Raw genomic sequence first — 20,411 nt, 5'->3', positions numbered from 1 at the left:
ATTGCGATTTGGCCGAACCCCGGACAGGGACCTGGAACACGGCGGACGACCGTGCGGGGGACGGGACCTCCCGGAATTCGTCGCGGTGTGAGGGTTACCCCCCGGTAGAGGTGACGTTTCCGTCGCCGCGGTACACGATGGATATGCCGTACGGCCCGCTCCTAGTGCCTGTTCCCTGGCGGCAGAAGAGGCAAGCTCCACAGACCCGAGCTCCACAGACCAGCACTTAACGACAGCAGCAGTACCCGCAGGACCCACAGGCGTGCCCAGCGTGCTGACACGACCGGTCGTACGGCCGGCCCGGACGCGGGGTGCGACACGACCCGAACAGCGAAGGAACAGTGTGGCTTCCGGATCCGATCGCAACCCGATCATCATTGGCGGCCTTCCCAGCCAGGTCCCGGACTTTGATCCCGAGGAGACCCAGGAGTGGCTCGACTCGCTCGACGCCGCCGTCGACGAACGGGGGCGTGAGCGCGCCCGCTATCTGATGCTCCGCCTGATCGAGCGCGCGCGCGAGAAGCGCGTGGCCGTGCCCGAGATGCGCAGCACCGACTACGTCAACACGATCGCCACCAAGGACGAGCCGTTCTTCCCGGGCAACGAGGAGATCGAGCGCAAGGTCCTCAACGCGACCCGTTGGAACGCCGCGGTGATGGTCTCCCGCGCGCAGCGCCCCGGGATCGGCGTCGGCGGTCATATCGCCACCTTCGCGTCCTCCGCCTCCCTGTACGACGTGGGCTTCAACCACTTCTTCCGGGGCAAGGACGGCGGTGACGGCGGCGACCAGATCTTCTTCCAGGGGCACGCGTCCCCGGGCATCTACGCCCGCGCCTTCCTCCTCGACCGGCTCAGTGAGGCGCAGCTCGACGCCTTCCGTCAGGAGAAGTCGAAGGCGCCGGACGGGCTGTCCAGCTATCCGCATCCGCGGCTGATGCCGGACTTCTGGGAGTTCCCGACGGTCTCGATGGGTCTGGGCCCGCTGGGCGCGATCTACCAGGCGCGGATGAACCGCTACATGGAGGCGCGGGGCATCGCCGACACGTCCCGGTCGCATGTGTGGGCGTATCTGGGCGACGGTGAGATGGACGAGCCGGAGTCGCTGGGTCAGTTGTCGATCGCGGCCCGTGAGGGTCTGGACAATCTCACCTTCGTCGTCAACTGCAATCTTCAGCGGCTCGACGGCCCGGTGCGCGGCAACGGCAAGATCATCCAGGAGCTGGAGTCGCAGTTCCGCGGTGCGGGCTGGAATGTCATCAAGCTGGTCTGGGACCGTTCCTGGGACCCGCTGCTGGCGCAGGACCGGGACGGGGTGCTGGTCAACCGGTTGAACACGACGCCGGACGGTCAGTTCCAGACGTACGCGACGGAGACCGGCGCGTACATCCGTGAGCACTTCTTCGGTGACGACCAGCGGCTGCGCGCCATGGTCGAGGGGATGACCGACGAGCAGATCCTGCATCTGGGCCGTGGTGGCCACGACCACAAGAAGGTGTACGCGGCGTACGCGGCGGCGAAGGCGCACAGGGGTCAGCCGACGGTGATTCTCGCGCAGACGGTGAAGGGCTGGACGCTGGGTCCGAACTTCGAGGGCCGTAACGCGACGCATCAGATGAAGAAGCTGACGGTCGCCGATCTGAAGGGTTTCCGGGACCGGCTGCATCTGCCGATCACGGACCGGGAGCTGGAGGACGGGCAGCCGCCGTACTACCACCCGGGCAAGGACTCGGAAGAGATCCAGTACATGCACGACCGCCGCAAGTCCCTGGACGGTTATGTGCCGACCCGTGTCGTGCGGTCGAAGGCGCTGACGCTGCCCGGCGACAAGACGTACGCGGCGGCGAAGAAGGGGTCGGGGCAGCAGTCGATCGCCACGACGATGGCGTTCGTGCGGGTGCTGAAGGATCTCATGCGGGACAAGGAGATCGGCAAGCGTTTCGTGCTGATCGCGCCCGACGAGTACCGCACGTTCGGTATGGACGCGTTCTTCCCGAGCGCGAAGATCTACAACCCGCTGGGGCAGCAGTACGAGTCGGTCGACCGCGAACTGCTCCTGGCCTACAAGGAGTCGCCGACCGGTCAGATGCTGCACGACGGCATCTCGGAGGCGGGCTGTACGGCGTCGCTGATCGCGGCGGGCTCCGCGTACGCGACGCACGGCGAGCCGCTGATCCCGGTGTATGTCTTCTACTCGATGTTCGGTTTCCAGCGGACCGGCGACCAGTTCTGGCAGATGGCCGACCAGTTGGCGCGCGGTTTCGTTCTGGGCGCGACCGCCGGTCGTACGACTCTGACCGGTGAGGGTCTTCAGCACGCGGACGGGCACTCGCAGTTGCTCGCCTCGACCAACCCGGGCTGTGTCAGCTACGACCCGGCGTTCGGCTACGAGATCGCGCACATCATGGAGGACGGGCTGCGCCGGATGTACGGGCAGCCGCACCCGGGTGAGGACCCGAACGTCTTCTACTACCTGACGGTCTACAACGAGCCGATCCAGCACCCGGCCGAGCCCGAGAACGTGGACGTCGAGGGCATCCTCAAGGGCGTCTACCGCTACAAGCGGGGCGAGGGCGGCTCCATCCCGGCGCAGATCATGGCGTCCGGCGTGGCCGTGCCGTGGGCCGTCGAGGCGCAGCGGATCCTCGCCGAGCAGTGGGACGTGCGCGCGGACGTCTGGTCGGCGACGTCGTGGAACGAGCTGCGCCGTGAGGCGGTCGACGTGGAGCGGCACAATCTGCTGCACCCGGAGGAGGAGCAGCGCGTTCCGTATGTGACGCGCAAACTGTCCGGCGCCGACGGCCCGTTCGTCGCGGTCTCGGACTGGATGCGTGCCGTACCGGACCAGATCTCGCGCTGGGTACCGGGGACGTATCAGTCGCTGGGCGCGGACGGTTTCGGCTTCGCGGACACGCGTGGCGCGGCTCGCCGGTTCTTCCACATCGACGCGGAGTCGATCGCTCTCGCGGTGCTCACGGAGCTGGCGCGGGAGGGCAAGGTGGACCGCTCGGTGCTCAAGCAGGCGGTGGACCGCTACCAGTTGCTCGATGTGGCGGCGGCGGACCCGGGCGCTGCGGGCGGCGACGCGTAACGAGTGAAGGTGGTCGGTGGCCGGTTCCGTGGGTACGGGACCGGCCACCGCGCGTAGGGGGCCGTACGGCGCTTGCGGCCCCCTACGTCTCCCCCGCGCTCGGTCTCCCCCGCGCTCAGCGCTCCCAGACCTTGAACGCCCGTACGCGGTACGGCGACTGGGGGACCCAGGTGCCGTCGCCGGGGTACGTCTCGAACTCGGCCGTCTCCTCGCACTCGGGCGACTGGTAGGTGGTGACGGGCCGCCCCAGCCGGTTGACCAGGGACTGGGCGTCGGTGCCGGGCGGCAGCGGGACACAGTTCTGGATCTCGGTACCGACAAGCTCATGGGTGTGGCGGGCGCCCCGGAAGTCCGGTTTGTCCCACAGGCAGAGTTCGCCGGGCCCGCAAGCCCCGCGCGGTACGGCGGCGGCGCCGGCGGTCGGGACCGCGGCCGGCAGCAGGACCGTGGCGGCGGCCAGGGTGGCCGCGGTGAGCATGGTGGCAGGCGTGGTCGTACGCATGATGGTGAACCCCCGTGTCGTGCCGATCAGTTGTCGGCACTCTCGCCCGGCGGCCCCCTCCACGGGAAGAGAATCTTGCCGCACTCCACCCGAACAGGCGACGGCCCCGCCGGGATGTCCGGGCGGGGCCGCCGTGGTCAATCGCGCTGTGTTGACGCCGCCTCGTGCGACGACGCCGGTCGCGTCAGATGTGGACGCCGCCTCCGGAGGCGTCCGCGTTGTCGCCGCGCTTGGTCTTGGTGGCGACGAACGCGGCGATCACCGCGACCCCGCCGGCGACCAGGAACGCCAGGCTCATCCCGGACACGAAGGTGTCCTGCATGACCCCGGTGATCTTGTCGAAGATGTCGGGCGTCACGCCGGGCGCCTTGGCCAGCTCGGGCGGGGCGACGCCGATCTCGGCGGCCTGCTCCAGCGACGGGTCCAGCGGCAGCGGGACGCCGGCGTCGTGCCAGTTGCCCTCGAGTTCGGCGCTCACCTTGGCGGACATGACGGCGCCGAGCACCGCCGTACCGAGCGCGCCGCCGACCTGCATGGCGGCCTGCTGGAGACCGCCCGCGACGCCGGACAGCTCCAGCGGCGCGTTGCCGACGATCACTTCGGTGGCGCCGACCATGACCGGCGCCAGGCCCATGCCGAGCAGCAGGAACCAGATCGACATCACGAACGTGCCGGAGCCGGGCGACAGGGTGGACATGCCGAACATGGCGACGGCCGTGCAGACCATGCCGCCGACCAGCGGGACCCGTGGCCCGAACTTGGTGATCAGCATGCCGGCGACGGGCGAGGCGACGATCATCATCGCGGTCAGCGGCAGCAGATGCAGACCGCTGTCGACGGGGCTCATGCCGTGGACGCCCTGGAGGTAGAACGTCACGAAGAACAGGCCGCCCATGAAGGCGAAGGCCATCAGCACCATCAGGACGGCGCCGGCGCTGAGCGGGACGGAGCGGAACATGCTCAGCGGTACGAGGGGTTCCTTGACCTTCGTCTCCCACACGGCGAACAGGACGAAGCACAGCACGGCCGCGCCCAGGAACGCCCAGGTGCCGCCCGAGGTCCAGCCCCAGGACTCGCCCGCCTTGATGATCGCCCAGATCAGGGAGAACATCGCGGCCGACAGCAGCAGGATCCCGACGACGTCGAAGGACTTGGGCGCCTTCGCCGCGCGGTGGTCCTTGAGGATCACCAGGCCGAGCACGAGGGCTGCGATGCCGACGGGCACGTTGATGAAGAAGACCGACTGCCAACTGACGTGTTCGACGAGCAGACCGCCGACGATCGGGCCGCCCGCGGTGGAGGCGCCGATGACCATGCCCCAGATACCGATGGCCATGTTCAGCTTCTCGGCGGGGAAGGTGGCGCGCAGCAGACCGAGGGCGGCGGGCATCAGCAGGGCGCCGAAGACGCCCTGGAGCACGCGGAAGGCGACGACGAACGCGACGCTGTCGGAGAAGCCGATGACGGCGGAGGCGGCGGCGAAGCCCGCGATGCCGATGAGGAAGGTCTGGCGGTGGCCGAAGCGGTCACCGAGCTTGCCCGCGGTGATGAGCGCCACGGCGAGCGCGAGAAGATAGCCGTTGGTTATCCACTGCACCTGGGCGAAGCTCGCGCCCAGGTCCGCCTTGATCACCGGGTTGGCGATCGCGACGATCGTGCCGTCGAGCGCGACCATCATCACGCCGATGGCGACGGAGAACAGTGTCAGCCAGGGGTGGCCACGCAGGCCCTTGGTGGCTCCCGGAACCGCGTCCCGCGGATCGTTCGGCGCCGATTCGACGGTGGTCTGACTAGTCATGTCGCGAGGTTAATGTCAGCGTCTGACAGTTGACAAAGCATTTCACCAGTCTGTAACTGTCACGTGGATCACATCTCATTCGGGGCCGGCATCAGCGTACAAAACGCGACTGGACCGGAAGTGACGGGAAAGAGGCGGCGCGGCGATGGACGGGCAGCGGGCGGCGGAGCATCCGGCCGGACTCCGGGAGTTGAAGAAGCGGCGGACGCACGACGCCCTGCTGCGGGTGGCTCTCGACCTGTTCACGACGCGGGGGTACGAGGAGACCACCGTCGACGAGATCGCCGAGGCGGTCGACGTCTCCCAGCGCACCTTCTTCCGCTACTTCGCCAGCAAGGAGGAGGTGGCGTTCACGATCCAGGAGCTGGTGGAGCGGCGTTTCCTGACGGGGCTGCGTCAACGTCCGCCCTCGGAGCCCCCTTTCGAGGCCATGCACCGCGCGGTGCTGGTTTCCTGGAACGACGTCAGCGAGGCGATCGAGGAGCTGGTCCCGGTCGAACTGCACTTCCGTGTCTACCGGATGATCGAATCCACCCCCTCCCTGCTGGCCGCCCATCTGAGGCGGGCCGCCGAGCTGGAGGAGCAGGTGGCCCGGGTGATCGCCGAGCGCGAGGGACTGGACGTGGAGAGCGATCCGCGTCCGCGCGTGGCGGTCGCCGCGTTCTCCGGGGTGATGCGGGTGTCGGGACGGCTGTGGGGGCAGGGCCGGGAGACCGGTCTGGACGGGCTGCTCGAGTTGACGGAGCGGTATCTGGAGCAGTTGGTGCCGGCGCTCGCGGGCGACTGGAGCGCTCCGCACAAGCCGTCGAACGGCGCCCGGCAGGCCCACTGAGCCCGTACGACCGCCCGCGCTCAGCACCCTTGCATACAGGGCCGATTCGCACCTTCCGCCCCATTATGTACGCCACGCATGTGCGCCGAAACGTGCTCCGGTGCGTGCGCGTTCCCCCGACGGAGCGTGAACAAACGCCAGTTCGCCCCTCGACCGGGGGTGATCTGTCTCACGCTCGCCCTGAGCGCCGCCGAACGTCTCCTAGGGTGTCGCGCAGTGACTTCCTTCGACTCCTCCCCGTCCCTCACCGCATGGCGCACCCTGCTGGCACTCGCGGTCGTCTTCGTGATGCTGGCGACCACCGGGTGGACCGCGCTCCAGCAGCACGGCGAGAACGGCACGGCGCGCGCCAGGGCCCTGTCGGCCTGGGACAAGGGCCGCATCGGGGCCCTCGACCTGCCGGACCCGGGGTCGTCGCCGCAGCGTTTGGCCGCGTTCTTCGCCTCGCTCACGGCCGCGCAGCGCGTCGCGCTCGCCGACCGCTACCCCCTCGTGGTGGGCAACCTCAACGGCGCGCCCCTGACGCTGCGCTACCGCGCCAACCGGCTGGCCGTCATCCAGGCCCGTGACGTCGAGCGCGAACGGACCCACGACAGCCGGCTGTCCTTCGACGGGCGGCAACAGGCGGCCCTGCGGATGCACCGCTTCGAGTCGATGGCCAACAGCGACCGCCATATCCTCGCCTTCGATCCGACCGGCAACGGCCGCGCGGCCGAGGTCTTCGGCGATCTCGGCACCGCGCAGCGGGTGTCGGTGGTCGTCCCGGGCTCCGACACGAACCTGCTGACGTTCGAGCGGACCGATCGCAGCTTCAGCGCGCCGGTCGGTATGGCCAGGTCGCTGTACGACGCGGAGCGCGAAGCCTCGCCCGGTACCCGTACCGCCGTCATCGCGTGGGCCGACTACACGGCGCCCGACGGGTTCGGCGTGGACGCGGCGATCGGGAAGCTGGCCTCGGACGGTGCCGTACGGCTCAACGCGCTCACCGCCGCGCTGCCCGGCGACTCGCGCGTCTCGCTGTTCTGCCACAGTTACGGCTCCGTGGTGTGCGGCATCGCCGCGCGCCGACTGCCCGCCCGGGTCACGGACGTGGCGGTCGCGGGCAGTCCCGGCATGCGGGTCGACTCGGCGGGGCAACTGGGCACCGGGGTACGGGTGTGGGCGATGCGCGACCAGGACGACTGGATCCAGGACGTGCCCCATCTGGAGGTCGTCGGGTTCGGCCACGGCGCCGATCCGGTGACGCCGGACTTCGGCGCGCGGGTGCTGTCCGCACGCGGCGCGGTCGGCCACAGCGGCTATTTCGAGCCGGGCACCGACAGCCTGCGCAACTTCGCGGACATCGGGGTCGGTTCGTACCGCGACACCGTCTGCGCGGACGACGGTGACGCCTGCCGGAGCGGAATCTCCGGCGCGGAAGTGATCTGACGCGCGTAGAACCCGGTGGGCCGAGGTGGGCTCCGAGGGGCGACGTGGGGTCTTTCGCCGCATACGATGAGGCACATGGGTGATGTGCTGGCCGGAATTCATGCCACCTGGGAGTTCGAAAGCGATTCCGTGCTCATCCGCTTCGAACGGGGGATACGCACGCCGAAGCTCCTCCAGGCACTGCGCGAACGGCGCGTACCGCACGAGGCGTTGGCGTCGGTGACGCTCACCGAGGGCAGACGCGGGACGGTGGTGCTGCACGCCGTGCCCCGACCGGGCGCCGACCCGCTGATGGAGGCGGCGGCCGGCCAGCTCAAGGACATCTGCGATCCGTACCGGCTGGTGCTGCCCGCCGAGCGCGAGACGCTCGCGGAGTACTACGCGGACGAGTTGCGCGCCGCCCTCAACGCGACCTCGCCGCTCGACGAACACGAACCGGCCGGCCGCTATCTGGTGGCCGCTCCCCCGGCGCCGCTGCACTTCAAGGCGTACGACGGCAAGGCGTCCTTCGACGGGTCCAAGGTGTCCTTCCGCTGGTTCTGGACGGGTGCGTCGTCGGCGAAGTGGAAAGCGGGCGACCAGCGGTTCGGCGTCTCGGAGCTGCACGGCGTCGAATGGCGCTCCCCCGAGGTCTTCGACGGCTACCTGCGCCTCCTGCGCCGCGCCGACCAGCAGCAGCCCGCACAGGCCGACCACGACCCGGCGGCCGTCGTCTTCGGTCTTGGCTACGGGCCGGTCCACGAGTCGCTGCCCTTCGCGGCGGCGGTCCTGGCCGCCGTACGGACGTCGGGCTCCGGGCCCGCCCTCGACGCCGGTCCGGTCCCGGTGCCGGTGATGGCGACGGGCCGGCGCGACCCGGCCGACATCGCCGAACGAATCCGGCATCTGGGAGAGCTGCACGACGCGGGGCTGGTGACGGACGACGAGTTCAGCGCGAAGAAGGCGGAGCTGCTGGCCGAGCTGTGACGCGCGTAGCGCGGTGCCCGTGACCTGCCGGGGCCCGCCACCCCCTACTGGGGTACGAGGCCGGGTCTGGCTCCTGGGTATGACGCCGCCGGTGCGCGCGCTGCATACGCTGAACCGGCCATGAGTACCGAAGAACCGTCCCCTCCCCCGGCGCCCCGCGCCGCCGGAGCGGTCCGCGCCCGCGAGTCGCTGCGCTCGCTCGGCAGCGCCCTGCGCACCCCGGCCGCGTCCACCGAACCACTGCTGGCCCATGCCGCCAGACCCTGGCAGCGCGTCGCCCCGTACGTCCTCGCCCTCGGCTTCGCCGCCGCGCTGCTGCCCGTCACGGTGACCGTCCTCGTCCAGGACTACCGACTGGCCGGCGGCTGGGCGGGAGCGCTCGCCACCGCGCAGGCCGCGCCGCTGCTGCTCGCCGTGACCCGGCCGCTCCAGGCGTGGTGGATCATCTTCACGGCGGACATCGTCGGCGCGGTGCTGCTCCTGACCACGGCGGACGGGCTCGACGGCCGGTCCTGGCCGTGGCCGCCGACCGTCGTCGTCGGGTACCTCCTGCTGATGGTGTGCCTGGGGCTGCGCGAGCCGCGCCGTACGCTGCTCGCCGTCTGGCTCGCGACGGGGGCGGCGGGGCTGGTCTTCGAACTCGCCTCGCAGCACCGCAGCGACGGCACCCATCTGCTGCTGTTCGTACTCAGCGGCATGATCCTGCTCGTGACGGCCGCCCTGCGCGAGCGCGGCGACGCGCAGCGCAGACTGCTGGAGCAGGAGACCATCAGCGAGGTCGAACGCGCGCAGCGCACGCTGCTGGAGGAACGGGCCCGTATCGCACGCGAGTTGCACGACGTGGTCGCCCACCACATGTCCGTGATCACCGTGCAGGCCGACTCGGCGCCGTACCGCATCGAGGGCCTGCCGGACGCGGCGCGCGAGGAGTTCTCCACGATCGCCGCCGGGGCGCGGGAGTCCCTGACCGAGATGCGGCGGCTGCTGGCGGTGCTCCGCAGCGACGGCTCGGCGGGCGAACGGGCCCCGCAGCCGGGGCTGAGCCGCGTACAGCAGTTGGTCGAGGCGACGGTAAGGGCCGGGGTGCCGGCGGAGCTGTCCCTGGCGGCGGACCTGGGGCCCGTCCCGCCGTCGGTGGATCTGTCGGCGTACCGCATCATCCAGGAGGCCCTGTCCAACGTCGTACGGCACGCGCCCGACGCACCGACCCGGGTCTCGGTGACCGGCGACGCGAACTGGCTGACCGTGCTGGTCGTCAACGGGCCCGCGAGCGCCCGCACGTCACCGCTGGAAGCCACCGGCTCCGGCACCGGTCACGGGCTGATCGGCATGCGTGAACGCGTACGGTTGACCGGCGGCACGCTGGACACCGGACCGCTGCCGGACGGCGGGTTCCGGGTCGCGGCGAGGCTTCCGCTGGCGCCGGATCCTGTCATCGACCCGACCGTGAAGGATTCGTCTTGACCATCCGCGTGATCATCGTCGACGACCAGGCCATGGTGCGGGCGGGGTTCGCCGCGCTGCTGTCGGCGCAGGCCGACATAGACGTGGTCGGCGAGGCCCCGGACGGGCGCCAGGGCATCGACGTCAGCCGCCGCACCCACCCCGACGTGGTCCTGATGGACGTCCGCATGCCGGAGATGGACGGCCTGGCGGCGGCCCGCGCGCTGCTGGACCCGCCGGTGGGGGTGGTGCACCGGCCGAAGGTGCTGATGCTGACCACGTTCGACGTGGACGACTACGTGTACGAGGCGCTGCGCGCGGGGGCGTCCGGGTTCCTCCTCAAGGACGCACCGCCGGCCGACCTGATCTCGGCGGTCCGCGTGGTCGCGGCGGGCGAGGCGCTGCTGGCGCCGTCCGTGACGCGCCGCCTGATCGCGGACTTCGCCCAGCAGCGGCCGGCACCGCGCAAGGACCGCTCGCTGCGGCTGAAGGGGCTGACGCCGCGCGAGACGGAGGTGCTGGAACTGATCGCGCGGGGCCTGTCGAACCAGGAGATCGCGGACCATCTGGTGCTCGCGGAACAGACGGTGAAGACGCATATCGGCCGGGTGCTGGCGAAGCTGGGGTTGCGGGACAGGGCGCAGGCGGTAATTTTCGCGTACGAATCCGGGCTTGTCGCGCCCGGGGGCTGACGTCGTGCGCCGACGGCGGCGCGTGAGGCTTGCGCTGTGCTGTTGCCGGTCCGCGGCCTGCGGGCCGGTGGTCGGGTGTCCTCAAGCGCCGGACGGGCTTGGTGGTTGCGGTGGTGGCCGGGGGCCGCTCCGGGGTGGCCCGGGGGTGCGTTCTCCGGGTGCGGGCCGGTGGTCGTTGGCCTCAAGCGCCGGCCGGGCTTGGGTGGTTGCGGTGGTGGCCGGGTGCCGCTCCGGGGTCATGCCCGGACGGCATGATTTACGGCGCCCAACGGTCCTGGGAAAGCACAGGGCCGGGTTGCGCCACAAATCACGCTTTAGTGTCCGGACACGACCCCTGCGCGTCCCCCTTCCCCGCGCGGGAGGTGGGGTCTGCCTGAACTGCGGGCCGGGGCGGCGTGAGGGGGGCGGGGTCGGAGGGTGGGTGTGTTCGGACACTCAGGCTGATTTGTGTCGCGTGGACATGCCGGTCTCATCGAGACCAATGAGCCCTGCACGCGGCGTAAATCACGCCGTCCGGACATACCCACCCGGAGGGCCCGCACCCCGCCCCCGGCAACGAGACCGCAACCACCAAGCCCGTCCGGCGCTTGAGGACGAAACCGACCCGCAGGGTCAACGCAACCCACCCCCTACCCCAGTCGCACGCGCGACTTGGCTCCTCGGTGTGACGTCACCCCGCCCGTCGTCTTCCTACCTTCCTCTCGCCACACCCCGTGGCCACGACGAGGGAGACGCGAAATGCGCCGCTACAGAAGGACCTTGGTCGCCACCGCGCTGATGGCCACCCTGGTGTCCGGTACCGCCGGATGGGCCGCCGGGAGTGGGCAGCGGGCGGTCGACGGACCGCCGCCCGGCACCGCCGCCTGGCGGGACGACGCGTCGTTCGGGCGCGCGCTGCCCGACCCCGCGAGTGCAACACCCGCCCAAGTCGCCGCGTTCTTCGGCACGTTGAGCGCGACGAAGCGACGGGAGCTGACCGAGCGGCACCCCTCGGTCGTGGGCAACCTCGACGGCGCTCCCGTCCAACTCCGTTACCGCGCCAACGAACTGGCCATCGCCAAGGACCCCCGCTACAGCCGCCTCGCCGAGCCCGGCCGGCAGATCCTCGCCTTCGACCCCAGAGGTCGCGGCACCGTCGCCGAGGTGTACGGGGATCTGCTGACGTCCCGTCATGTCGCCGTCGTGGTACCGGGTTCGGACATCGACGCGGGGACATACGACCGGTCGAAGGACCCGTACGGCACCCCCGCCGGGATGGCCACGTCGCTGCGGGCCGCGACCGACGGCCGTACCGCCGTGGTGGCATGGGCCGGTTACACGACGCCCGTCGGCGTCGGGATGGACGCCGCCACCGGGGGGCTCGCCGAGGTGGGCGCGCGGCGGCTGGCGCGGTTCACCGAGGGGCTGACCGCCGCCGGGGCGCGGACGCCCGCGCTGTTCTGCCACAGCTACGGCTCCGTGGTGTGCGGGCTCGCCGCGAGCGAGGTCGCGGCAAGCGACATCGTGGCCGTCGGCTCCCCCGGCATGCGCGCCGACAGCGCGGACGCGCTGCGCACGGACGCCCGGGTGTGGGCGGCGAAGGACCCTTCGGACTGGATCTCCAAGGTGCCGAACGTGGAGTTCCTGGGCCTGGGCCACGGCCCGGACCCGGCGGCGAAAAGCTTCGGGGCGCGCCGGGTCCCCGCGCGGACCGCGCACGGGCACACCGGATACTTCGCCCCGGGCACGGACTCGCTGCGCGCCTTCGCCTCGATCGCCACGGGTGGTGACGTGCGATGAGGCTCGTCGAGAAGATCGAGGCGCGCACGCCCGCGTCCCGTGACCGTGCGATCGACGGTCTGCGCGCGCTCGCGCTGCTCGCGGTGCCGACCGGGCACTGGCTGCTGGGCGGATTCACCCTGGACGGCGGCGCGTTGCGCAACGCGAGCCCGCTGGGCACGTTCGGTTTCCTGTCCCCGGTGAGCTGGGTGCTTCAGATGCTGGGCATCTTCTTCCTGGTCGGGGGTTACGCGTCGGTGCTGTCGTACCGGCGCAGGAAGGGTTCCACGGCGGCGTGGCTCCGGCAGCGCGTCGTGCGGCTGGGGCGGCCGGTGCTGGGGGTGACGGCGGTGTGGGCGGTGCTGATCCCGGTGCTGTACGCGGCCGGTGTGCCGGGGACGACGCTGCGTACGGGCTCGACGCTGGTGGTACAGCCGCTGTGGTTCGTGGGCGTGTACGTCGTGGTGACGGCGCTGACGCCGTACTGCGTGCGGGCGGCGCGGCGTCTGGGCGCGTGGGCGGCGGTGCCGTTGCTGGGGGTGGTGGCCGTCGTGGATGTGCTGCGGTACGGCCCGTGGGGCGAGGCGATGCCTTCGTGGCTGAGCGTGGTCAACATCCTGCCGGGCTGGCTTTTCGCGTATCAGTTGGGCGTGTCGTGGGGTGAGGGCAGGATCGGGCGGCGTGGCGCGCGGGTGCTGCTCGTGGGTGGCGCGGTGCTCTTCGCCGTACTGCTGCTGGTCTTCCACTACCCGGCGTCGATGGTCGGGGTGCCGGGTGAGGCGCGGACGAATTCGCATCCGCCGTCATTGCTGGTGCTGGCGCTGGCCGCCGCGCAGAGCGGCGCGGCGATCCTGCTGCGGGACCGGCTCGCGGGTGTGCTGCGCAGGCCCGCGCTGTGGGCGCCGGTCGTGGTGGTCAATCTCTCGGCGATGACGATCCTGTGCTGGCACCAGAGCGCGATGCTCGCGGCGGCGGTGCCGGGTTCGTATCTGGGGGCGGTGCCGGGGCTGACGACGGCGCCGGATTCGCTCGGCTGGATTGTGGGCCGGGTGCTGTGGATGCCGTTGTTCGCGGTGCTGCTGGTGCTGATCGCCCGGTACGCGCGGGTCTTCGAGACGCCGTGGCCCTCGGGGACGCGGGGCGCGAAAGCCCGCCGGGCGGCGGCGGGGCTGCTCGCGGCGGGCTTCGCGGTGTACGCGCTGGCGTCGTGACGTACGACGACGTGGTGCTATTCGCGGGCGACGGCCGTGAACGTCATGTCCGGGTAGCGGTCGCCGGCGACCTGAGCGGCGATCGGCTCCAGGAGCGCCAGCTCGTCGGGGGTGAGGGTGATACGGGTGGCGGCGGCGTTCTCCAGCAGGCGCGAGCGCTTGCGGGTGCCGGGGATCGGTACGACGGTCAGAGCGTGCACCTGGGCGCGCTGCTGCACCCAGGCGAGTGCGATCTGCCCGAGGGTGGCGCCGTGTGCGGCGGCGACGGTGCGCACGGGTTGGAGGAGCGCGGCGTTGCGGCTCGCGTTGTCGCCGGTGAAGCGGGGCTGGGTGTGCCGGATGTCGGCGCCCTTCAGTTCCTGGTCCGCCTGGGTGAACGAGCCGGTCAGGAAGCCGCGTCCGAGCGGTGAGTACGGCACGAGCGCGACGCCCAGCTCGGCGGCGGCGCCCACGGCGCTCGTCTTGACGTCGCGGGAGAACAGCGACCATTCGGACTGGAGCGCGGTGATGGGGTGCACGGAGTGTGCCTCGCGCAGCTCCGCGCCGGTGACCTCGCTCAGGCCGAGGTGTTTGACCTTGCCCTCGGCGACGAGTTCGGCCATCGCGCCGACGGACTCGGCGAGGGGGACGGCGGGGTCGCGGCGGTGCATGTAGTAGAGGTCGATGACGTCGACGCCCAGGCGCCGCAGGGAGCCTTCGACGGCCTGCCTGATGTAGGCGGGGTCGTTGCGGATGCCCCGGTAGGCCGGGTCGTCGGTGCGTTCGATGGCGAATTTGGTGGCGAGGGTGATCTCGTCGCGGTGTGCGGCGACGAAGGGGGCGAGGAACCTCTCGTTGGCGCCGCGACCGTACGCGTCGGCGGTGTCGATGAGGGTGACACCGGCTTCGAGGGTCGCTTCGAGGGTGTCGCGGGCAGCGGTTTCGTCGGTGTCGCCGTAGAACTCGCTGATGCCCATGGCGCCGAAGCCCTGAACGCCGACAGTGGGTCCGGCGGTGCCGAGCGTCACCGTGGTGATCTTCTGTGTGGTGCTCATCAGGAAGCCCTTTCCGACGCGCGGTGCCCACCGGCGTAGTGGTCGATCTTGTAGTCGAGTACGGCGAGGGTGTCGTGGAGTTCGGCGATCCGGGCGCGTACGTCGCGCCGGGTCCGCTCCAGCAGCTCGCGCCGCCGTTCGTAGGTGTGGTCGCCCTCCCGGACGAGTTCGGCGTAGCGGACCATGTCGGCGACCGGCATGCCGGTCAGGCGCAGTTTGCCGACGAGGGCGAGCCAGTCGAGGTCGCGGTTGGAGAAGCGCCGCTGTCCGGTGTGCGAGCGGTCGACGTGCGGCATGAGTCCGATGCGCTCGTACCAGCGCAGGGTGTGCGCGGTGAGGCCGGTGAAGGCGACGACTTCGCTGATCGTGTAGTAGTCCTGGCCGGCGGGGCGGGGATGCGTCTCGGGGGCCGTTGCGCAGGGGTCCTCGGTTTCCGTCCGGACGGGGGTGCTTTCGATCAGCGTCATGCCTTCAACGTAGAACCCTGGAGTGCACTCGAAGCAAGTGGAACCGGCGACGATTTTCCCGTGTCGCCGTACCGGGGCCGGGGTCCGGCGCCCGGCCGGGCCGGTCTACGCTCGTGGCCATGCAGAGCCTGGCGATGATCGAGAACTGGCCGGTGCCGGCCGCCGCGGCGGCCGTCGTACGGGCGGACGGCACGGTGAGCGGGTCGCACGGCCCCACGTCGCGCCGTTTCCCGCTGGCGTCCGTGACGAAGCCGCTGGCCGCGTACGCGGTGCTCGTGGCGTACGAGGAGGGGGCGGTCGAGCTGGACGAGCCGGCCGGGCCCGAGGGCTCGACGGTGCGCCATCTGCTGTCGCACACCAGTGGTCTGGCCTACGACGAGCACCGGGTGGCGGCGCCGCCCGGCACCCGGCGGCTGTACTCGAACGCGGGTTTCGAGGTGCTGGGGGACCATGTCGCGAAGGTGACGGACATCCCGTTCGGCGAGTATCTGCGCCAGGCGGTGCTGGAGCCGCTGGGCATGGCGTCGACCACCCTGGAGGGCTCGCCCGCGCGGGACGGCGTCTCGACGGTGGACGACCTCCTCGCGTTCGCCGCGGAACTCCAGGCGCCGCGGCTGCTCGATCCCCGTACGGTGCTCGAGGCGATGACGGTGGTCCATCCGGGGCTGTCGGGGATTCTGCCGGGTTACGGGCATCAGAAGCCCAACGACTGGGGCCTGGGTTTCGAGATCAGGGACTCCAAGTCGCCGCACTGGACGGGGAGTTCGTCGTCGCCGCGTACGTTCGGCCACTTCGGTCAGTCGGGCACGTTCCTGTGGGTCGACCCGGACGCGGGCGCGGCGTGCGTGGCACTGACGGACCGGGACTTCGGCCCGTGGGCGGTCGAGGCGTGGCCGCGGTTCACGGACGCGGTGCTGGCGGAGCTGCGGGACTAGGTCCTGTCCGGCGGATCTTGGGCCGCGCTTGTCCTCAATCGCCGGACGGGCTTAATAAGCCCGTCCGGCGATTGAGGACAGGGCACGCAGCCCGTCCGGCGATTGAGGACAAGACACGCAGCCCGTCCGGCGATTGAGGACAAGACACGCAGCCCGTCCGGCGATTGAGGACAAGACACGCAGCCCGTCCGGCGATTGAGGACGAACCGGCCACCGGACGGACCCGGTGAACCGGTTCCTGCGACCCGCGCTAACCCCTGTCCTGCGGATCCGGCCCCAGTTCCCAGAGCAGCACCTCGGACGGGGCCCGCGCGGTCAGTTCGAGGCCGTCGCTGGCCGTGATGCGCGCCGAGTCGCCGGGGCCCAGTTCCACGCCCGCCAGCACCACCAGGCCGCGTACCACGTGCAGATACGCGTGCGCCGCGTCGGGGATCGCGGTCCGTTCGTACGTCTGAAGGCGGCGTACGTGCAGCATGGCGCGCGCCTCGGGCAGGGCGTACGGGGTGGAGTCGGCGATGCCGCGCACGATCTCGTACCGGGGGGCGCCGCCGGGTGCGAGCGGGGCCAGCCACATCTGGACGAAGACCAGCGGGTGTTCGCCGTCGTTGCGCTCCACATGGCGCACACCGCCGCCCGCGCCGAGCCGCTGGACGTCGCCGGGCCTGACCAGCGTGGCGTTCCCGGCCGAATCGCGGTGGGTCAGCTCGCCCTCGACGACCCAGGTGACGATCTCGGTGTGGCTGTGCGGGTGTTCGCCGAAACCCGCGCCGGGCGCGAGCCGTTCCTCGTTGCAGGCGATCACCGCGCCGAACCGGAGGTTGTCGGGGTCGTAGAACTGCCCGAAGGAAAAGGCGTGGAAGGACTCGATCCCGGCGGACGGGTCACCGCCGGGATAGCGGTCGTCGGCGTACCGAACGGAAATCACGCCCCCACGGTAGACCCGCCCCGCCGCCCGGCCGTCCCGATAAGGCAGTCTTGTCCCGTGCCTGAACCCGCGAACGAAGCCCATCCGCATCCCGCGACCCTGCGCCGACTGGAGAAGTCGGCGGGCAGGCTGGCCGCGAACGCGATCGCCCGCATGGACGAGAAGCTGCCGTGGTACCGGGCGATGCCACCGGAGAACCGTTCGTGGATCGGTCTGGTGGCACAGGCCGGAATCGCGGCGTTCACCGAGTGGTTCCGGCACCCCGAGGCTCCGCAGGCCATCTCCACCGATGTGTTCGGTACGGCTCCGCGCGAGTTGACGCGGGCCATCACGCTGCGCCAGACCGTCGAGATGGTGCGCACCACCATCGAGGTGATGGAGTCGGCGATCGAGGAGGTCGCGGCGCCCGGTGATGTGTCGGTGCTGCGCGAGGCGCTGCTGGTGTACGCGCGGGAGATCGCGTTCGCCACGGCCCAGGTGTACGCGCAGGCCGCCGAGGCACGCGGCGCCTGGGACGCGCGGCTGGAGTCGCTGGTGGTGAACGCGGTGCTGTCGGGCGAGGCCGACGAGGGCGCGGTGTCGCGGGCCTCGGCGCTGGGCTGGAGCTCGCCCGAGCATGTGTGTGTGCTGCTGGGCACGGCGCCCGACGGGGACAGCGAGCTGACGGTGGAGGCGATCCGCCGGGCGGCGCGGCACGCCAAGCTTCAGGTCCTCACCGGGGTGCTGGGCGACCGGCTGGTGGTCATCGCGGGCGGCAGCGACAATCCGCTCCAGGTCGCGAAGGCGCTGATCGGGCCGTACGCGGCGGGGCCGGTGGTGGCGGGACCGGTGGTGCCCGACCTGCTGGCGGCGACGAGGTCGGCGCAGGCGGCGGCGGCCGGGTTGAAGGCGTGTTCGGCCTGGCAGGACGCCCCGCGTCCCGTACTGTCGGACGATCTCCTGCCGGAGCGGGCGATCGCGTCGGATCCTGCCGCGCGTGAGCAGTTGGTGGAGGAGATCTACAGACCGCTCGAAGAAGCGGGCTCGGCGCTCCTGGAGACTCTGAGTGTGTATCTGGAGCAGGCGAGCAGTCTCGAAGGAGCCGCCCGGATGCTGTTCGTACACCCCAACACCGTGCGCTACCGGCTTCGACGTGTGACCGACGTCACCGGCTGGTCGCCTTCCGACGTCCGTTCCGCTTTCACTCTGCGGATCGCGTTGATCTTGGGACGGCTGGCCGACGGGGAATCGCCCTCCTAGGCTTTTGTGGGACTTCAACAATTACCCCGACGGTTCTTCGTCCCTGTCCCCACGGGCGGCGAAGGCCGTCCGCAAGAGAGAGTGTGAGAGTGCTCGTACTCGTCGCTCCCGGCCAAGGCGCCCAGACGCCCGGCTTCCTGACTCCATGGCTCGACCTTCCCGGCGCCGAAAACCGGCTGCGGGCGTGGTCGGACACCATCGATCTCGATCTGGTCCACTACGGCACGAAGGCCGAAGCGGACGAGATCCGTGACACCGCGGTGGCCCAGCCGCTGCTGGTCGCCGCGGGTCTGCTGGCCGCCGACGCGGTGCGCGCTCTCGTCGGCGACGGCGCGCGGGTCGGCGCGGTCGCGGGGCACAGCGTCGGCGAGATCACCGCCGCCGCGTACGCGGGTGTGCTGAGCGAGGACGCGGCGCTGCGTTTCGTCCGTGCGCGCGGGCTGGCCATGGCCGAGGCGGCTGGCGTCACACCGACCGGCATGGCGGCGCTGCTCGGCGGCGAGCCGGACGTGACGCTGCCGCACCTTCAGAAGCTGGGGCTGACCGCGGCGAACGTGAACGGCGCCGGCCAGATCGTGGCCGCCGGCACGCTGGCGCAGATCGCCGCGCTGGAGGCCGACCCGCCCGACGGCGTACGGCGCGTGGTGGCCCTGAAGGTCGCGGGCGCCTTCCACACCGAGCACATGGCTCCGGCGGTGGCGAAGCTCGCGGACACGGCGGAAAAGCTCGACGTGTCCGACCCGGCGCTGCCGTACGTGTCCAACAAGGACGGGCAGACTGTGACCACGGGGGCCGAGGTCGTCGCGCGTCTGGTCGGCCAGGTCGCCAACCCGGTCCGGTGGGACCTGTGCATGGAGACGTTCAAGGAGCGGGGTGTGACCGCGCTGATCGAGCTGTGCCCCGGCGGCACACTGACCGGCATCGCCAAGCGCGCCCTGCCGGGCGTGCGGACCCTCGCGCTCAAGACCCCCGCCAACCTCGACGCGGCTCGCGAGATCGTCGCAGAGCACGCTTCCTAAGGAGCCCGAGAAGAGCATGGCGAAGATCAGGCCCAGCCAGGGCGCGCCGTACGCCCGAATCATGGGTGTCGGCGGCTACCGTCCGACGCGCGTGGTGCCCAACGAGGTGATCCTCGAGACGATCGACTCGTCCGACGAATGGATCCGCTCCCGCTCCGGTATCGCGACCCGGCACTGGGCCTCCGACGAGGAGACCGTGGCGATGATGTCGATCGAGGCGTCCGGCAAGGCCATCGCCGACGCCGGGATCACGCCGGAGCAGATCGGTGGCGTGATCGTGTCGACCGTCTCGCACTTCAAGCAGACGCCGGCCGTCGCGACGGAGATCGCCGACCGGATCGGCGCGGGCAAGCCGGCCGCGTTCGACATCTCGGCGGGCTGTGCCGGTTTCGGTTACGGGCTGACGCTCGCCAAGGGCATGGTCGTCGAGGGCTCGGCGGAGTACGTACTGGTCATCGGTGTGGAGCGGCTGTCGGACCTCACCGACCTCGAGGACCGGGCCACGGCCTTCCTGTTCGGCGACGGCGCGGGCGCGGTCGTCGTCGGCCCGTCGAAGGAGCCGCAGATCGGTCCGACGGTCTGGGGCTCCGAGGGCGACAAGTCGAACACGATCATGCAGACCGTGCCGTGGGACGACTACCGCAAGGGGACGGTGGAGAAGTTCCCCGCCCTCACTCAGGAGGGCCAGGCGGTGTTCCGCTGGGCCGTCTTCGAGATGGCGAAGATCGCCCAACAGGCCCTCGACGCGGCCGGGATCACCTCGGCGGACCTGGACGTCTTCATTCCGCACCAGGCCAATATGCGGATCATCGACTCGATGGTGAAGACTCTGAAGCTGCCGGAGCACGTCACGGTCGCCCGCGACGTGGAAACCACCGGCAACACCTCGGCCGCCTCGATCCCGCTCGCGATGGAGCGGCTTCTGGCGACCGGTCAGGCGAAGAGCGGCGACACCGCGCTCGTCATCGGCTTCGGGGCGGGTCTCGTGTACGCCGCGACGGTCGTTACCCTCCCCTAGTGCCGCGACCGGCGATGCTTGCCGGTCGCGGCACCAGGCACGCCGGAGCTTTCCGG

17 protein-coding genes are annotated in these 20,411 nt (G+C 70.8%); 12 read left to right on the top strand and 5 right to left on the bottom strand.

Annotated features, from left to right (window positions below; translation table 11 throughout):
* The first annotated feature begins 343 nt into the window (after positions 1 to 343).
* Entirely contained in the window at positions 344 to 3,088 is a 2,745-nt protein-coding gene (aceE, locus tag OG329_RS30975) for a pyruvate dehydrogenase (acetyl-transferring), homodimeric type (RefSeq protein WP_405799684.1), read from the top strand.
* Between the two features lie 115 nt (positions 3,089 to 3,203).
* Here the strand turns inward: aceE and OG329_RS30970 are convergent, their stop codons facing one another.
* Positions 3,204 to 3,590, bottom strand: coding sequence for a peptidase inhibitor family I36 protein (locus tag OG329_RS30970; RefSeq protein ID WP_405799683.1), 387 nt, complete (start codon positions 3,588 to 3,590; stop codon positions 3,204 to 3,206).
* A 184-nt stretch (positions 3,591 to 3,774) separates the two neighbouring features.
* Entirely contained in the window at positions 3,775 to 5,268 is a 1,494-nt protein-coding gene (locus OG329_RS30965; protein ID WP_405802110.1) for an MFS transporter, read from the bottom strand.
* A 265-nt stretch (positions 5,269 to 5,533) separates the two neighbouring features.
* Here OG329_RS30965 and OG329_RS30960 point away from each other — a divergent pair, with 265 nt between their 5' ends.
* The 7 genes from OG329_RS30960 (at position 5,534) to OG329_RS30930 (ending at position 13,718) form a co-directional block, all read left to right on the top strand.
* Positions 5,534 to 6,220 (top strand): TetR family transcriptional regulator, encoded by a 687-nt coding sequence (locus tag OG329_RS30960; RefSeq protein WP_405799682.1) that lies wholly within the window; start codon positions 5,534 to 5,536, stop codon positions 6,218 to 6,220.
* 216 nt (positions 6,221 to 6,436) lie between these two features.
* Positions 6,437 to 7,648, top strand: a complete 1,212-nt coding sequence (locus OG329_RS30955) for an alpha/beta hydrolase (protein WP_405799681.1) — start codon at positions 6,437 to 6,439, stop codon at positions 7,646 to 7,648.
* 75 nt (positions 7,649 to 7,723) lie between these two features.
* Positions 7,724 to 8,614: a DUF4429 domain-containing protein gene (locus OG329_RS30950; protein WP_405799680.1), complete on the top strand. Its 891-nt coding sequence runs from the start codon at positions 7,724 to 7,726 to the stop codon at positions 8,612 to 8,614.
* A 120-nt stretch (positions 8,615 to 8,734) separates the two neighbouring features.
* A complete protein-coding gene (locus tag OG329_RS30945) occupies positions 8,735 to 10,078 on the top strand; it encodes a sensor histidine kinase (protein ID WP_405799679.1) in 1,344 nt (447 codons plus the stop codon).
* Entirely contained in the window at positions 10,075 to 10,749 is a 675-nt protein-coding gene (locus OG329_RS30940) for a response regulator (RefSeq protein WP_405799678.1), read from the top strand. Before OG329_RS30945 ends, OG329_RS30940 begins: the two co-directional genes overlap by 4 nt.
* Before the next feature lie 738 nt (positions 10,750 to 11,487).
* A complete protein-coding gene (locus OG329_RS30935; protein ID WP_405799677.1) occupies positions 11,488 to 12,528 on the top strand; it encodes an alpha/beta hydrolase in 1,041 nt (346 codons plus the stop codon).
* Positions 12,525 to 13,718, top strand: coding sequence for an acyltransferase (locus OG329_RS30930; RefSeq protein ID WP_405799676.1), 1,194 nt, complete (start codon positions 12,525 to 12,527; stop codon positions 13,716 to 13,718). Before OG329_RS30935 ends, OG329_RS30930 begins: the two co-directional genes overlap by 4 nt.
* A 17-nt stretch (positions 13,719 to 13,735) precedes the next feature.
* Here the strand turns inward: OG329_RS30930 and OG329_RS30925 are convergent, their stop codons facing one another.
* Entirely contained in the window at positions 13,736 to 14,752 is a 1,017-nt protein-coding gene (locus OG329_RS30925) for an aldo/keto reductase (protein ID WP_405799675.1), read from the bottom strand.
* On the bottom strand, positions 14,752 to 15,219 hold the full coding sequence (locus OG329_RS30920) for a MerR family transcriptional regulator (RefSeq protein ID WP_405799674.1): 468 nt from the start codon (positions 15,217 to 15,219) through the stop codon (positions 14,752 to 14,754). Before OG329_RS30920 ends, OG329_RS30925 begins: the two co-directional genes overlap by 1 nt.
* Positions 15,220 to 15,338: 119 nt before the next feature.
* On the opposite strand from OG329_RS30920, the gene OG329_RS30915 reads away from it, so the two are divergent.
* Positions 15,339 to 16,154, top strand: a complete 816-nt coding sequence (locus OG329_RS30915; RefSeq protein ID WP_405799673.1) for a serine hydrolase domain-containing protein — start codon at positions 15,339 to 15,341, stop codon at positions 16,152 to 16,154.
* A gap of 250 nt (positions 16,155 to 16,404) precedes the next feature.
* Here the strand turns inward: OG329_RS30915 and OG329_RS30910 are convergent, their stop codons facing one another.
* Positions 16,405 to 17,076 carry a pirin family protein gene (locus OG329_RS30910; RefSeq protein WP_405802108.1) on the bottom strand — a complete coding sequence of 224 codons (672 nt, stop codon included), beginning with the start codon at positions 17,074 to 17,076 and terminating at the stop codon, positions 16,405 to 16,407.
* Between the two features lie 60 nt (positions 17,077 to 17,136).
* Between OG329_RS30910 and OG329_RS30905 the strand changes: the two genes are divergently transcribed.
* From OG329_RS30905 to OG329_RS30895, 3 genes are all read left to right on the top strand, one after another.
* On the top strand, positions 17,137 to 18,318 hold the full coding sequence (locus OG329_RS30905; protein ID WP_405799672.1) for a PucR family transcriptional regulator: 1,182 nt from the start codon (positions 17,137 to 17,139) through the stop codon (positions 18,316 to 18,318).
* An 89-nt stretch (positions 18,319 to 18,407) separates the two neighbouring features.
* Complete coding sequence (locus OG329_RS30900; RefSeq protein WP_405802106.1) at positions 18,408 to 19,337, top strand: ACP S-malonyltransferase; 930 nt, start codon at positions 18,408 to 18,410, stop codon at positions 19,335 to 19,337.
* A 16-nt stretch (positions 19,338 to 19,353) separates the two neighbouring features.
* Complete coding sequence (locus tag OG329_RS30895; protein WP_405799671.1) at positions 19,354 to 20,355, top strand: ketoacyl-ACP synthase III; 1,002 nt, start codon at positions 19,354 to 19,356, stop codon at positions 20,353 to 20,355.
* Positions 20,356 to 20,411 lie beyond the last annotated feature (56 nt).

It is taken from the genome of Streptomyces sp. NBC_01506, assembly GCF_045040295.1.
In the GTDB taxonomy this organism is placed as follows: Bacteria; Actinomycetota; Actinomycetes; order Streptomycetales; family Streptomycetaceae; genus Streptomyces.
This window is presented reverse-complemented; position numbering and strand designations above follow the sequence as displayed.

What these genes read in the sequence shown, in the direction of transcription:
- OG329_RS30970 (WP_405799683.1), bottom strand. Translation starts at nt 3,590, where the DNA reads ATGCGTACGACCACGCCTGCCACCATGCTCACCGCGGCCACCCTGGCC.
- OG329_RS30920 (WP_405799674.1), bottom strand. Translation starts at nt 15,219, where the DNA reads ATGACGCTGATCGAAAGCACCCCCGTCCGGACGGAAACCGAGGACCCC.
- OG329_RS30965 (WP_405802110.1), bottom strand. Translation starts at nt 5,268, where the DNA reads ATGATGGTCGCGCTCGACGGCACGATCGTCGCGATCGCCAACCCGGTG.
- OG329_RS30925 (WP_405799675.1), bottom strand. Translation starts at nt 14,752, where the DNA reads ATGAGCACCACACAGAAGATCACCACGGTGACGCTCGGCACCGCCGGA.
- OG329_RS30930 (WP_405799676.1), top strand. Translation starts at nt 12,525, where the DNA reads ATGAGGCTCGTCGAGAAGATCGAGGCGCGCACGCCCGCGTCCCGTGAC.
- OG329_RS30945 (WP_405799679.1), top strand. Translation starts at nt 8,735, where the DNA reads ATGAGTACCGAAGAACCGTCCCCTCCCCCGGCGCCCCGCGCCGCCGGA.
- OG329_RS30960 (WP_405799682.1), top strand. Translation starts at nt 5,534, where the DNA reads ATGGACGGGCAGCGGGCGGCGGAGCATCCGGCCGGACTCCGGGAGTTG.
- OG329_RS30935 (WP_405799677.1), top strand. Translation starts at nt 11,488, where the DNA reads ATGCGCCGCTACAGAAGGACCTTGGTCGCCACCGCGCTGATGGCCACC.
- OG329_RS30915 (WP_405799673.1), top strand. Translation starts at nt 15,339, where the DNA reads ATGCAGAGCCTGGCGATGATCGAGAACTGGCCGGTGCCGGCCGCCGCG.
- OG329_RS30895 (WP_405799671.1), top strand. Translation starts at nt 19,354, where the DNA reads ATGGCGAAGATCAGGCCCAGCCAGGGCGCGCCGTACGCCCGAATCATG.
- OG329_RS30950 (WP_405799680.1), top strand. Translation starts at nt 7,724, where the DNA reads ATGGGTGATGTGCTGGCCGGAATTCATGCCACCTGGGAGTTCGAAAGC.